Source organism: Modestobacter caceresii (assembly GCF_000761485.1).
GTDB classification, from domain to species: Bacteria; Actinomycetota; Actinomycetes; order Mycobacteriales; family Geodermatophilaceae; genus Modestobacter; species Modestobacter caceresii.
Map to the genome: position 1 here is coordinate 24,801 of NZ_JPMX01000062.1, position 13,100 is coordinate 37,900.

Annotated in this window: 14 protein-coding genes; 6 read left to right on the forward strand and 8 right to left on the reverse strand. The window is 69.6% G+C overall.

Translation table 11 applies throughout. The features are described 5' to 3' along the window. Positions 1–12: 12 nt before the first annotated feature. Together IN07_RS13885 and IN07_RS13890 are read right to left on the reverse strand one after the other, a co-directional pair. Positions 13–777 (reverse strand): hypothetical protein, encoded by a 765-nt coding sequence (locus tag IN07_RS13885; protein ID WP_036336512.1) that lies wholly within the window; start codon positions 775–777, stop codon positions 13–15. Between the two features lie 104 nt (positions 778–881). Then, positions 882–1,499, reverse strand: coding sequence for a hypothetical protein (locus IN07_RS13890; RefSeq protein WP_036336513.1), 618 nt, complete (start codon positions 1,497–1,499; stop codon positions 882–884). A gap of 72 nt (positions 1,500–1,571) precedes the next feature. Here IN07_RS13890 and arfB point away from each other — a divergent pair, with 72 nt between their 5' ends. Genes arfB through IN07_RS13905 form a run of 3 tightly spaced genes read left to right on the forward strand, consistent with a single transcriptional unit; the run spans position 1,572 to position 2,802 of the window. Beyond that, positions 1,572–2,009, forward strand: coding sequence for an alternative ribosome rescue aminoacyl-tRNA hydrolase ArfB (arfB, locus tag IN07_RS13895; RefSeq protein ID WP_036336514.1), 438 nt, complete (start codon positions 1,572–1,574; stop codon positions 2,007–2,009). Between the two features lie 37 nt (positions 2,010–2,046). After that, positions 2,047–2,415, forward strand: a complete 369-nt coding sequence (locus tag IN07_RS13900; RefSeq protein WP_052091259.1) for a hypothetical protein — start codon at positions 2,047–2,049, stop codon at positions 2,413–2,415. A 9-nt stretch (positions 2,416–2,424) separates the two neighbouring features. Then, positions 2,425–2,802, forward strand: a complete 378-nt coding sequence (locus IN07_RS13905) for a VOC family protein (protein WP_036336515.1) — start codon at positions 2,425–2,427, stop codon at positions 2,800–2,802. Positions 2,803–2,818: 16 nt separating this feature from the next. Here the strand turns inward: IN07_RS13905 and IN07_RS25295 are convergent, their stop codons facing one another. From IN07_RS25295 to IN07_RS13915, 3 genes are all read right to left on the reverse strand, one after another. Then, the gene (locus tag IN07_RS25295) at positions 2,819–2,968 is read right to left on the reverse strand and encodes a hypothetical protein (RefSeq protein ID WP_156119192.1); all 150 of its coding nucleotides are present in this window, start codon (positions 2,966–2,968) and stop codon (positions 2,819–2,821) included. An 81-nt stretch (positions 2,969–3,049) separates the two neighbouring features. Continuing rightward, a complete protein-coding gene (locus tag IN07_RS13910) occupies positions 3,050–3,484 on the reverse strand; it encodes a hypothetical protein (protein ID WP_036336516.1) in 435 nt (144 codons plus the stop codon). Positions 3,485–3,569: 85 nt separating this feature from the next. Continuing rightward, positions 3,570–4,010 carry a hypothetical protein gene (locus IN07_RS13915; RefSeq protein WP_036336517.1) on the reverse strand — a complete coding sequence of 147 codons (441 nt, stop codon included), beginning with the start codon at positions 4,008–4,010 and terminating at the stop codon, positions 3,570–3,572. 175 nt (positions 4,011–4,185) lie between these two features. On the opposite strand from IN07_RS13915, the gene IN07_RS13920 reads away from it, so the two are divergent. The 3 genes from IN07_RS13920 to IN07_RS13930 are packed head-to-tail and all read left to right on the forward strand — an operon-like array spanning position 4,186 to position 9,664. Then, positions 4,186–6,759 (forward strand): molybdopterin oxidoreductase family protein, encoded by a 2,574-nt coding sequence (locus IN07_RS13920; RefSeq protein ID WP_231558367.1) that lies wholly within the window; start codon positions 4,186–4,188, stop codon positions 6,757–6,759. Beyond that, complete coding sequence (nirB, locus tag IN07_RS13925; protein ID WP_081975406.1) at positions 6,759–9,299, forward strand: nitrite reductase large subunit NirB; 2,541 nt, start codon at positions 6,759–6,761, stop codon at positions 9,297–9,299. Before IN07_RS13920 ends, nirB begins: the two co-directional genes overlap by 1 nt. Further along, entirely contained in the window at positions 9,296–9,664 is a 369-nt protein-coding gene (locus IN07_RS13930; RefSeq protein ID WP_197058484.1) for a Rieske (2Fe-2S) protein, read from the forward strand. The genes nirB and IN07_RS13930 overlap by 4 nt, the downstream gene beginning before the upstream one ends. Before the next feature lie 10 nt (positions 9,665–9,674). On the opposite strand, the gene IN07_RS13935 is transcribed toward IN07_RS13930, so the two are convergent. The 3 genes from IN07_RS13935 to IN07_RS24745 are packed head-to-tail and all read right to left on the reverse strand — an operon-like array spanning position 9,675 to position 13,098. Beyond that, complete coding sequence (locus tag IN07_RS13935) at positions 9,675–10,637, reverse strand: nucleotidyltransferase family protein (RefSeq protein ID WP_156119193.1); 963 nt, start codon at positions 10,635–10,637, stop codon at positions 9,675–9,677. A gap of 3 nt (positions 10,638–10,640) precedes the next feature. Continuing rightward, the gene (locus IN07_RS13940) at positions 10,641–11,729 is read right to left on the reverse strand and encodes a DUF262 domain-containing protein (RefSeq protein WP_081975407.1); all 1,089 of its coding nucleotides are present in this window, start codon (positions 11,727–11,729) and stop codon (positions 10,641–10,643) included. Further along, positions 11,722–13,098, reverse strand: coding sequence for an Eco57I restriction-modification methylase domain-containing protein (locus tag IN07_RS24745; protein ID WP_081975408.1), 1,377 nt, complete (start codon positions 13,096–13,098; stop codon positions 11,722–11,724). Before IN07_RS24745 ends, IN07_RS13940 begins: the two co-directional genes overlap by 8 nt. Positions 13,099–13,100: the final 2 nt, after the last annotated feature.

The window sequence follows — 13,100 nt, forward strand, 5'->3', positions numbered from 1 at the left end:
ATGGTCCTCCGGTCAGCTGGCGGTGCGGCGGCGCCGGTCGGCCGCCACGAACGTGACGGCCAGGGCCAGGGGGATGACGGCGGCCATGCCGGTCATGGTCAGGACGTCGGCGAGGCCGGCCGTCGACCGGGCGGAGGAGGACAGCAGGGCCCAGCCCAGGCCGCACAGCGGCACGGTGACCAACCCGGTGCCCAGGGCCAGCCGGATGCGGGCCGCGCGCCCGTCGTACCGGGCGACGAACCCGGCCAGCACGGCCGGCACGGCGACCACCGCACAGCGCGCCAGGAGGTCACCCGGCCCCTCGTAGCCGGCGAAGGAGGCCAGCGACACGGTGGCGGCCAGCGAGACCACGGCCGCCCCGCCGAGCAGCGCCCACCAGGTCTGGGCCGCGGTGGCCGAGCGCAGGGTCGCCGCCGGGCGGGTCAGCCGGCCGGCGGTCCAGACGCACAGGACCGCGCTGAGCAGCAGGAAGGTCACCAGCGACTGCGGGACGTCGGCGACCGCGCCGCCGTCGCGGGAGGGCAGCTGCCACGGCTGGCGACCCAGCAGGGCGAGGACGACGGTCAGCACCGTCCCGACCGCGACCAGACCGGCCGGGTGCGGCGAGCGGGGCGTGGTCTCCGCGGCGACCCGGGCGTCGAGGGCCTCGGCGCGGCGCAGCAGGTCGGCCATCACCGCGTTGTCGGTCTCGACCTCGGCCGGCCGGGCGCCGTCGGTGAGGGGCGCGACGGAGTTGCCGGTCACCAGGTGCAGCCGGGGGGAGGCGTCCTGAGTCACCCACCGAGCGTCACACGCAGTCACGGACTCGGCGAGGTGAACCGTCCGCGTTCACCGCACCGGGCGACCGCCGGAGTCCGCACCACCCTCCGGCGGCGCCGGGTTCACCCGACCGGGGTCACCTGTGCGCGCGGCGCCCGGGTGAGGACGACCGCGAGGACCAGGGGCAGCACGCCGAAGAGCCCGACGGTGTAGATGCCGCCGAAGAAGGAGATCAGGGCCCGGGAGTCGGAGGCCAGCGGCCAGCCCAGCGCGGACAACGGCAGCAGCAGGACGGCGAGGCCCAGGGTCGCCCGCAGGTGCACCGCCCGGCCGCCTCGGCGGGCGACCAGCCCGATGAGCAGCGTGGGCACGAAGGTGAACGCCCAGGCGAACACCGGGATGATCGGGCCGTCGCCCAGCGCGGTCAGGTGGAGGTCGTTCCAGATCAGCGCGAACCCGGCCGCGGCGGCCACCGCCCACCAGGTCGCCGTGACGGCGGCCCCGAGCCGGTGCGGTCGGGCGAGCACCACCGCGACGGCCAGGCCCAGCACCGCCGTGACGACCAGCAGGGTCAGCAGCGGCGCGGGGACATCGGCGACCTGCCAGCCGGAGCTGGTCCGCCGGGGCGCGGGCCAGTCCCCGCTGCCGACCAGCACCGCCAGGACGGTCAGCAGCAGCGCGGCGACGATCAGCCGGACGGCGGAGCGGACCCCGGACCAGCTCTCCTCGGGGGCGGTCATGGCGGGCAGGCTCCCACAGCACGGGCCGGATGTCGGTCGTCCTCCGGGCCGGCGTCGGGGAGACTGTGCGACGTGCCCGGGGACGACGCGTTCGGCGACCTGCCGGTGAGCGACCGTCTCGTCGTCCCGGCCGGGGCGCTGTCGTGGCGGTTCTCCCGGTCCTCCGGGCCCGGTGGGCAGGGCGTCAACACGGCCGATTCCCGGGTGGAGCTCGCGGTGTCGCCGTTGCAGCTGCCCGGGCTGACCGAGACCCAGCGCCGGCGGCTGGTCGAGCGGCTCGGCGACCGGCTGGTCGACGGCGTGCTCACCATCGCCGCCAGTGAGCACCGCCAGCAGCTGCGCAATCGGGAGGCCGCCCGGGCGAGGCTGGCTGCGCTGCTCCGCGGGGCGATCGCGCCCCCGCCGGCGGCCCGGCGGAAGACCAAGCCGACCCGCGGTTCAAAGGAGCGGCGGATCACGGCGAAGAAGCAGCGCGGGGAGACCAAACGCCTGCGCGGCCGGTGGGACTGAGCACCTCGCCAGGGCGTGGGCCGGTGCGCCCTCGGCCGTGCACGTCACGGTGGTCGGCTCCGTGCTGCTGCTCGCCTACGGGACGGCGGTGCACGTCGTCCACCTGGCCCTCGGTGGCCTCGACCCATACCCCGGGCTGCCGGACTGGCTGGCCGGGTACTTCATCGGCCTCACCGTTGTCGATCCGCTGGCCGCGGTGCTGCTGTGGCGAGGACGGCGCAGCGGTGTGCTGCTGACAGTGGCGGTGTTCGTCACCGATGCGGCCGCCAACGGTTGGGCCAACCACGTACTGGACCCGAGCGGCGGCGTGACCGCCGGCCGGGTCGGACAGGCGGTCATCACGGCCTTGGCCCTGGCGCTCCTGGTCATGACCCCACGGCTGTGGCGGCACGCTGGGGGAGGGTAGGACAGGCACATGCGCATCGACCGGATCGACCACCTGGTGCTGACCGTGGCCGACCTCGACCGGACCCTCGACTTCTACACGCAGGTGCTCGGCATGACCGCGGAGACGTTCGGGGAGGGGCGGACGGCGCTGCGGTTCGGCCGGCAGAAGATCAACCTGCACGTGCGCGGCGCGGAGTTCGAGCCGCGGGCCGCGCACGCCGGCACCGGCGCGGCCGACTTCTGCCTGGTCACCGAGGACCCGCTGGACCAGGTGCGCGACGAGCTCGCCGCGCACGGCGTGCCCATCGAGGTCGGCCCGGTGACCAAGCAGGGGGCGCTGGGGGAGATGCGCAGCGTGTACGTGCGCGACCCGGACGCCAACCTGGTGGAGATCTCCGCCTACTGAGCGGCCGTCGGAGGCGTCAGCGGCGGCGGCTCAGCCTGGTACCGACGAGGACGCCCATCAGCGTCCAGAAGGACCCCACGCCGACCCCGGCGAGCACCACCCAGAAGGGCACCCGCATCTCGTCGGTCGCCACCTGCACCAGCCGCTGCTCGGTCTGCTCGTCCACGGCGGACAGCCTGCCCCGGCGCCGGGACGCACACCACCCTTCCCGGCCCGGATCTCGATGGTGCGGCGGGCCGACGAGGCGTCAGTCCGATCCCGACTCGCCGATGACGTGCTCGACCGGCAGGCCGAAGGACCGCTCGATCCGGCTCGGCAGATCGGCTCGCAGCCAGCGGGAGACCCCCCGGCGCAGGGTCGACACCACGACCTCGTCGGCGGCGAACCGGCGCAGCGCCAGGCGTACGGCCTGCAGCGGATCGGGGTCGCCGACCTCGCCGTCCGCGGCTGCGCCGAGTCCGCGGATCTGGTCCAGCGTGTCGGTCAGGCGCTGGGCGGCCACGGCGCGTGCGGGGTCGGTCGACGTGCCGTTCCCGACGGTCGCCCGCTCCTGGTGGGCGACCGGCGTGGCGGGGACGACGACGTAGAACTCGTGCTGTCGGGCGGCCATCCGCTGCTGGATCGCCTCCAGCAGGCGGGACCCGCCGAGGGTCTGATTGGCGAGCACCAGGCACCGTCGCATCGTCTCCACCTCCGCCTGTCGATCGTGACCGCGTACACCGACGGTAGGGCGCCCGTCGATCCGGGGACAGCCCCGACGGGCCGGCTCAGTTGCCGGGGCCGGCCAGCCGCTCCCGCAGCCAGTCCTCCTGGTGGTCCGGGACGGCGAGCTCCAGGCGGCCCTCGGGAGTCCGGACGGTCAGCACCCGGGACTTCACCGCCTGCATGCTCCACAGCTCACGAGCCCTCGGCCGGCGGGTCCCCGGGTCGACGGCGAGCACCGTCATCGCGTGCTCCGCCCGGTCACGCCGGAACCGGCGGTGCAGCACGAGCGCGCCCATCCTCGGCGTCGCGACGTAGGTCCGCCAGCTCCGGGACAGCGACGGGCCCCAGCCGTCCGGGGAGCGCGCGGACAGCTCGGCGCGACCCGCGCGCATCCGGCGCTGCACCCGCCGGTGGCGCAGCCGCCGGCCGAACAGCCCGCCGATCCCGGCGCCGATCGCACCGGTCAGCAGCGGGGCCAGGAGCTCACCCCAGTCCGCGACCACCCGAGCAGACTGGCAGGTACCGCTCGGCCCGTCGAGCCGCAGAGTGCCTCCGGCCGGACGACGCGACCGGCGCCGGCAGCCGCACCGCCGTCCGCAGGCGGGTGTGAGGTGGACGGAACGCGGTCTTGACCCCGGCGCCTCCACCGGGAAACGGCGCCCCCGCAGGCTCGCAGACGTGCCCGCCGCCGTCTCGTTGCCCACCCCCGGCGTCGGCACGCGCACCACCGCCACCCACTGCCCGTACTGCTCGCTGCAGTGCGGGGTCACGATGACCGCCGGCGACCGCCCGGCCACCCTGGTGCCGTCGGACTTCCCGACCAACCGCGGGGGGCTCTGCTCCAAGGGCTGGTCGGCTCCCGAGCTGCTCGACCACCCCGAACGGCTCACCCGGCCGCTGGTGCGCGCCGATCCCACCGACCGCACCAGCCCGCTGGTGGAGAGCAGCTGGGAGGTCGCCCTCGACCGGGTGGTCGCAGCGGTCCGGGCCGCCCAGCGCGACCACGGCCGCGACGCGGTCGGCTGTTTCGGCGGCGGCGGGCTGACCAACGAGCAGGCCTACCAGTTCGGCAAGTTCGCCCGGGTGGCGCTGCGTACCAGCGCCATCGACTACAACGGCCGGTTCTGCATGTCCTCGGCGGCCGGTGCGGCGATCCGGGCGTTCGGGCTGGACCGCGGCCTGCCGTTCCCGCTGGCCGACATCGCCGAGGCCGACGTCGTCGTGCTGGTGGGCAGCAACCCGGCCGACACGATGCCCCCGGCCATGCAGTGGTTCGACGCCGGCCGGGCGCGCGGCGCCGAGCACATCGTCATCGACCCGCGGCGCACCAGCACCGCCCGGAACGCCACGCTGCACCTGCAGCCGCTGCCGGCCACCGACCTGGCGCTGGCCAACGGACTGCTGCACATCGCGCTGGCCGAGGGGCTGGTCGACGAGGCCTACGTCGCCGCGCGCACCACCGGCTTCGACGCCGTCCGGGCCGGGGTCGCCGGGTACTGGCCCGACCGGGTGGAACGGCTCACCGGGGTGCCGGTGCAGCAGCTGCGCCGCACCGTCTTCGCCCTCGCCCGGGGACGGCGGTCGATCGTCCTCACCGCCCGGGGTGCCGAGCAGCACCGCAGCGGCGTCGACACCACCCAGGCCTGGATCAACCTGGCCCTGGCGCTCGGCCTGCCCGGCCGCGAGGGCAGCGGCTGGGGGACCGTCACCGGTCAGGGCAACGGGCAGGGCGGGCGGGAGCACGGGCAGAAGGCCGACCAGCTGCCCGGCTACCGGAAGATCACCGACCCGGCGGCCCGGGCGCACGTCGCCGCCGTCTGGGGCGTCGAGCCCGACGACCTCCCCGGCCCCGGCCGCAGCGCCTTCGAGCTGCTGGACTCCCTCGGCACCGAGGGCGGGGTCCGCACGCTGCTGGTGATGGCCTCCAACGTCGCCGTCTCCGCCCCGGACGCGCGCCGGGTGATCAGCCGGCTGCGCGACCTGGACTTCCTCGTCGTCAGCGACTTCTTCCTCTCCGAGACCGCCGAGCTCGCCGACGTGGTGCTGCCCAGCGCCATGTGGGCGGAGGAGGAGGGGACGATGACCAACCTCGAGGGCCGGGTGCTCCGCCGCCGCCGGGCGATGGACCCGCCCGCCGGCGTCCGCGACGACCTGCAGCTGCTCGCCGAACTCGCCGACCGGCTGGGGGTGCCGGGGTTCAGCGGAGACGCCGAGACCGTCTTCACCGAGCTCGGCCGGGCCAGCGCCGGCGGGCCGGCCGACTACTCGGGCATCACCTACCGGCGGATCGACGACGAGCAGGGCCTGTTCTGGCCCGTCCCGGACCCCGACCACCCCGGCACACCGCGGCTGTTCACCGACCGGTTCGCCACCCCCGACGGGCGGGCCCGGTTCTGGCGGGTCGAGCAGGTCGACGCCCGCGAGCGCCCGGACGCCGAGTACCCCTACGTGCTCACCACCGGCCGGGTGCTCGCCCAGTACCAGTCGGGCACCCAGACCCGCCGCTCCCGCAGCCTGTCGCTGGTCGCCCCCACGCCGCGGGCGGAGCTGCACCCCGACCTGGCCCGCACCCTCGGCATCGCGCAGGACGACGTCGTCGAGCTCTCCACCCGGCGCGGCCGGGCCCGCTTCCACGCGCTGATCACCGACGCGATCCGCCCGGACGTCGTCTTCGCGCCCTTCCACTGGGGCGGCGGCTCCAGCGCCAACGCGCTCACCGACCCGGCCCTGGACCCCACCAGCCGGATGCCGGCCTTCAAGGTCTGCGCGGTCGCCGTGTCCCGGGTCGGCGGACCCGCCGAACGCCTCCCGCCACCGGAACCGGCCACCCAGCCCCAGCCCGGCCCGCACACCCGACCGACGGCCCACACCCCGCACGCCCCGTCCCGGAGGAGGACCACCAGCGTGAAGAGCACCCCGCGCTTCCTGCACGGCGTCTACCCGATCACCGGCGAGGGACTGGGCAAGCCCGGCCCCCTGGACCCCGCCCTGCGCTACCAGGTCCCCGAGGGCAAGAGCGCCCAGGCGCTCTACTTCCGCGGCGGCAACTCCACCGACGAGCTCGTCTACGTGCTGCTGGTGCGCGACGGCCAGCCGATGCGCTGGTTCCCGATCGGCGCCAAGGGCGACTGCCACGTGCCGCTGCGGGTGGTCGAGGACCTCGACGGCGGCACCGTCGTCGAGCTGCACGCCGCCGCGCCGGTGGGCGTCACCGGGGAGCTCGTCCTCGACCTCGGGCTGGTGGAGGTCTGATGACGGCGGTGCTCGGGGGACGCCCCGAGGGCGTGAGCACGCTGCACTTCGCCATGGACGACGCCGACGGCATCGACGCCCGGCAGCGGCTGGTCGTGGTCGGCAACGGCATGGCCGGGGCGCGGGTGGTCGAGGAGGTGCTCGAACGCGGCGGCGGCGAGCAGTTCGCGATCACCGTGTTCGGTGAGGAGCCGCACGGCAACTACAACCGGATCATGCTGTCCCACGTCCTGGCGGGGGAGGAGCACGAGGACGACATCGTGCTCAACAGCCACGACTGGTACGCCGGCCAGGGCGTGACGCTGCGGGCCGGGGTGCGGATCGACCGGATCGACACCCACGCCAAGATCGCCTACGCCGCCGACGGGACGACGACCGCCTACGACCAGCTGGTGCTGGCCACCGGCAGCCGCTCGTTCATCCCGCCGATGACCGGGCTCTACACCGAGGGCGAGCAGCTGCTGCCCGGGGTGTTCGGGTTCCGCACCATCGACGACACCCGGGCCATGCTGGCGGCCGCTGCTGAACACGAGCGGGCGATCGTCGTCGGCGGTGGGCTGCTCGGCCTCGAAGCCGCCCGCGCGCTGCAGGGGCACGGGCTGCAGGTCGAGGTCGTGCACGCCGGCACCCACCTGATGAACCAGCAGCTCTCGGCGGAAGCGGGGGCGATCCTGGCGAACAGCGTCGAGGCGCTGGGCATCGTCGTCCACCTGGCCACCCGCACCACCGAGGCGATCGGCCCGGACCGGGTGCGCGGCGTCGTGCTGGCCGACGGCCGGGCGGTCGACGCCGACATGCTGGTCATCGCCGCGGGCATCCGGCCGGTCACCGAGGTCGCGCTGTTCAGCGGCCTGGAGGTGGAGCGCGGCATCGTCGTCGACGACCAGCTGCGCACCGACGACCCCGACGTCTACGCCGTCGGCGAGTGCGCCCAGCACCGCGGCGAGCTCTACGGGCTGGTCGCGCCGGTCTGGGAGCAGGCCCGGGTGCTCGCCGACCTGCTCACCGGTGCCGACCCGGACGCGGAGTACCACGGCTCGCGGACGGCGACGAAGCTCAAGGTCGCCGGGGTGGACGTCGCCACGATGGGCGTCAACCGGCCCGAGCGGGACACCGACGAGTTCCTGGTGATCTCCGAGCCGCGCCGCGGGGTGCACCTGTCGGTCGTCGTCCGGGACGACAAGCTCATCGGCGCCACGCTGCTCGGCGACACCCGCAAGGTCGCCTTCCTCACCCAGGCCTTCGACCGGGGCACGCCGCTGCCGGCCGAGCGGATCCGGCTGCTGGTCGACCTCTCCGACGGCGCGGCGGAGGTCGGGGTCGCCGAGCTGCCCGGGGACTCGCAGGTCTGCAACTGCAACGGGGTGACCAAGCAGACGCTCGTCGAAACGGTCAGGGCCGGCACCACCAGCGTCGGCGGCTGCATGGACGCCACCCGCGCCGGCAAGGGCTGCGGCTCCTGCAAGCTGCTGGTGAAGCAGGTCGTCGAGTGGGCCGCTGACGGCGACGTGCAGGAGGACCCGGCCGAGTCCTGGTACGTCCCGGGCATCCCGCTGGCCAAGCCGGAGCTGATCGCCGCCATCCGCGACCGGCAGCTGCGCAGCGTCTCCGCCGTCTTCGCCGCCCTGGCCCCCGGTGGGGAGGAGGACGCGAAGTCGAAGATGGGGCTGACCTCGCTGCTGCGGCTGGTCTGGGGTGCGGAGTACGAGCAGGAGAACGACGCCAAGTTCATCAACGACCGGGTGCACGGCAACATCCAGCGCGACGGCACGTTCTCCGTCGTCCCGCAGATGAAGGGCGGGGTCACGACCCCGGCCCAGCTCCGGACGATCGCCGACGTCGCGGAGAGGTACGAGGTGCCGATGGTCAAGGTCACCGGCGGCCAGCGGATCGACCTGCTCGGGGTCCGCAAGGAGGACCTGCCGGCGGTCTGGGCCGATCTGGGCATGCTCTCGGGCTACGCCTACGGCAAGAGCTTCCGCACCGTGAAGACCTGCGTGGGCACCGACTTCTGCCGCTTCGGGCTCGGCGACTCCACCCAGCTCGGCATCGACCTGGAGACCCGGTTCCAGGGCATCGAGAGCCCGGCCAAGATCAAGATGGCCGTGGTCGGCTGCCCGCGGAACTGCGCCGAGGCCTACGTCAAGGACGTCGGCGTCGTCGCGGTCGGCAACGGCAGGTGGGAGGTGTACGTCGGTGGCGCGGCCGGGGCCACCATCCGCAAGGGCGACCTGCTGGCCACCGTCGACTCCCCGGCGGCGGTCATGGAGCTCAGTGGCCGGTTCATCCAGTACTACCGGGAGAACGCCAACTGGCTCGAGCGCACCTACGACTTCGTGCTCCGGGTCGGGCTGGAGCAGATCAGGGCGGTGCTGCTGGAGGGCAGCGCGGAGGTCCTCGCCGAGTTGGACGCCGGTCTCCAGCGCTCCATCGACGCCTACACCGACCCGTGGGGCCAGGACGGCGGGCGACCGGCCACCCCTGGCCAGTTCCGCACCGCACTGCCGCTGGTCGACCTGCCGAAGGTGCCGGTCCGGTGATCGCCACCCACTCCGGCACCTCCGAGGCGCCCACCACCGCGCCGGCCAGCGCCGGGGGAGCGGGCGTGCCGCACGTCGTCGGCCGGATGGACGACGTGCCGCCGGGGGAGGGCCGGGCGTTCGTGGCCGGGGGCGTGCAGGTCGCCGTCTTCCGGCTGCGCGACGGGTCGCTGCACGCCACCCAGGCGGCCTGCCCGCACTCCGGCGGGCCGCTCGCCGACGGGCAGACCGACGCATCCGTGCTGGTCTGCCCGCTGCACCTGTACGCCTTCCGCTGGTCCGACGGCGCCTGCACCGGCGGAGCCGCCCCGCTGCGCATCTACCCGGTCCGTGAGGAGTCAGGCCAGCTTGTGGTCCTCGTCTAACTGTCGGTGGCTACAGCAGCGCGTTGGGAAGTGACTCAATATCTGCTCCAAGCCGGACTAGGACCTCAGGCGTGATGTATATTTTGTAGGTTTGGTTGCGGCGCCTGAGTACGCTCAAGAGCTTGTCCTTCGAGAGAATGCTTGCATACCACACCAGCGTCTGGTAAGGGCTCAATCCGTCGGGATGGCGCCCCCCGCCATCCGCTTTGCCCCTCTCGATAAAAGCGGTCAACTGAGCGAAGTCTTTCAGATCCAACGTGCGAGCCACTTTGCTGAAATTCTCGCCTTGGCGACGCAAGTCCGTGGCCAGTACGTCCGCAGTCCACTCGGCCTTCAGATACCGAATCACCTCATCTAGTCGAGATTCGGGCTCGCCGATCGATGGTAGATGTGGCGAATCTTCCAGGGCATTCATGGAGGAGACGGACAGATCAGCATGCTCCAATAGAGCCTTGATTTGAAACGCCACCCTGCTCCTGGCCCAGCTAGCCCGGTCGTACTTGTAGACAAGGTCATGCGTGGCTATCGACCAAGCGTGTTGCAAGAAGGTCTTTATCTGGATTTCGAACACGATCTCATCGATCGGTCGAGGTGGTAGTTCCTCGGCAGGCTTGAGGTGTCCATACAAGCGCAAGTCATCGAATCGAAAATCGGACGCTTGTTTGCTCGTTACATCGCTTGTCGGGGGGCGCCGGTCGACCACCTGGAAAAAGTCGTCGATGTACGCCAGAGCGATCGGTATGTCGGCAAGCGTTGGCACCACTATCATGGTGCCTACGAAGTCTTCGAGGCGTTCAGGGTCGCTGAATCGACCGGACTCAAGTTTCTGGTAAAAGCTTTCTTGCGCCTTCTTCCGTGAGGTGTAGTACCAGTCACTTCTCCTGCTGCTGAACAGCTCTGTGAGTTCACGGAGGAGTAGGTCGGCTAGTGCGCTTTGAGCCGCATAGGCCTGACGCATCGATTCCGGGATCAACGCCTACTCCGTTAGGAGGTAGTCCCGCAGCGCTTCAAATCGCGCGCGCCGCTGAGGCTCTTCGGTGCTCGCCCCGGTTGAGTTGGACAAATATCTCTGTACCGAGGTGTTGTCCGTTGAGCGGTCGCGGGTGGGGTCTCCCGCGTCGAGGATTCGCAATCGCTCAAGCTCCGTGTGGAACCCGAGATACTTATCAGCACATGCGCTGGCATCCTTTTTGCGCAAGTCCGTCAAGGCGACAGTGGCCCAGAGGGGATAAAGATGATTCCGAGAGGTTGCCTTTTCGGTTATCACGGAGTTGTGAAGATTCATGTCCCGAAGAAATAGTGCATTCGACTCAAAGGCCTCCGTGAAGGCAGGGCCATCAAAATCCGGAACACTCTCTGCTGGATCCTCATACATGGCGTATATGAAGTCGATGCCTTCTTGGTCGAATCCGACTACTTGACGGCGAAGCATGATCTCGGCGAACTCGGAAAGAATCTGGACGTCGGCCATTCTTTTGCGTCGAGCGAGTGTTGAGACCTTCAGTTGCTTCCAGATTTCTGCGTCGGCTTGGGCCTCGAGGTATGTGATCAGCCATCCGTCGAAACGGGCGTGACGCATCTCTTGCGGTTCGAGTTTCCGGGAGTTTCGGTTCAGGCGTTCGAAGATCTCCTTAACGATCGCTTCTTGGACGTCATCCAACTGCTCGACCAGCAGCTGATAGCGCCAAAAGGCCTTACGAGCGGAAGGAAACTCCTCTAAGGCCTTCCAGTTGGCACCCCTGAGTCGGCTATCTCCATAGTCCTTTGGCAATCGAATCTTGTTATCGACAAAGTCCAAGATCGTCGAGAGGCGCTGCTTGCCGTCTACGACGTGGTATGTAGGGTTTCCCTCGTCGTCGAGGCTGGTGTGAAAAAATATCGCCGGACTCGGGTAGTTGCGCAGAATGGTGTCCAAGAACCGCTGCTTCTCTCGCAGGCTCCATACGCTTCTGCGCTGGTATGGCGGATTAAGGTCAAGCTGCTTGTAGCGATTAAGGTTTAGAAGCCAAGTAATGCTTTGAAGGCTCGGCCGTCGATCCATGCCACCATCAAGTGGATCAGTCATCGTGCGACTCCTTGTTTCTAATCTCTAATGGGTCGTGCAGACTGAGCAAGTCTGACACGTTGACCTGTGTCGTGCCGCTTCGTTCCTCGAACTGCTGCTGCGTGGCAGGGTGAGCGAGGCTTGTCATGATGTGTTGGGCTTGCCCTGCGCTCAACCCTTTCCTACCGGCATGGATGACGTTGACGTGGTTCTCAAAGGCGACCCCTGAGTGCGGTCGCAGTTCCTGCTCTGTCACGAGCCTGGCCATCAACCGAGGAGTACTTTCCTTCGGTGCAATACGCTTGACGACGATGTAATTCCCTATTGGGAAGATATGCCTCTGAGTTTTATCGGTGCGCTTCAAATACAGGCGGCCATCTCGGCGAGACCTGTGCCCCTTGGATACGAAGGGTGAACCGATAAGCGGCACATTTTTCGTGTCAACCTCTTCGACGATATAGTCTTTCATGCGGAAGTCGACCACGGAACCCGTCGATGCCGTCACCGGAGATCGCAGCAAAAGTGCATGATCTGCTGCGCGGCCGGTCTGTCGGGCTGCCTCCGGGCTTGCGGGTATTGTGATGAAATAATCGTTGCCCTGACTCTGAAGTACTCGGTCAGAGGGCACTGTGGTTGCGTGAGTGGCCTGCAAGTCGAGTCCCGGCGACCAGGATAGCTCGATGTTGTCCGCCTGAGTGTCGCGCACGAGATGCAGAATGACCGTTTCCTGAAGCACTCGATCTTCCGGAAACACCATGGTGCGACTCTGAAAGAGGTGGAGTCGTCGCAAACTGCACTGCGAAAACATCTTTCGCCTTAGCTCGGCGAACTGCGGCCCAGAGCAGAAGCTTCTGGGGACGATGGCGACGAGTTGTCCTTGTGGCGCTAGCAGCTCGACGGAGAGCCAAAGGAAAGCGCCGTACAGGTTGGGAACCCGAATGTACCTTGCTTTTAGCGGATGGCGTTCTGGCGTGTCCTTGCCAATCCTAGCGTACGGCGGATTGGATATGATGGCATCGAACGTAGTCGCGTCTTCTTTCGCTTGATCGGCGAACGAAATGAAATTTGCGTTAAGGACTTTCACCGATCCGCGACTCAGTCGTTCCCAGTCGGCAACCGCATCCTCTAGGTGGTCGCATAGGAGCTCATCGACCTCGGCGAGCAGCATGTTGACTTGCTGGGCTGACTGGGATAGTCGTGAGGAAAGTAAAGCATCGGTCAATGCGCCAGCGCCAGCGCCAGCGTCTAAGGCTCGAAGATTGTCGCCAGGCCGCGGATCAAACATTTCGGCCATCAGCGCTGCGATGGGCTGTGGCGTGAAAACCTGTCCGACGTGTCGAACCTCGCGAGCTGCTTCCGCCGACGCAGGGAAGGGGAGCTCCAGGGGCATCC

Coding starts and splice junctions, on each gene's coding strand:
- IN07_RS13890 (WP_036336513.1), bottom strand. CDS start 1,499: ATGACCGCCCCCGAGGAGAGCTGGTCCGGGGTCCGCTCCGCCGTCCGG.
- IN07_RS13905 (WP_036336515.1), top strand. CDS start 2,425: ATGCGCATCGACCGGATCGACCACCTGGTGCTGACCGTGGCCGACCTC.
- IN07_RS13910 (WP_036336516.1), bottom strand. CDS start 3,484: ATGCGACGGTGCCTGGTGCTCGCCAATCAGACCCTCGGCGGGTCCCGC.
- nirB (WP_081975406.1), top strand. CDS start 6,759: ATGACGGCGGTGCTCGGGGGACGCCCCGAGGGCGTGAGCACGCTGCAC.
- IN07_RS13940 (WP_081975407.1), bottom strand. CDS start 11,729: ATGACTGATCCACTTGATGGTGGCATGGATCGACGGCCGAGCCTTCAA.
- IN07_RS24745 (WP_081975408.1), bottom strand. CDS start 13,098: ATGCCCCTGGAGCTCCCCTTCCCTGCGTCGGCGGAAGCAGCTCGCGAG.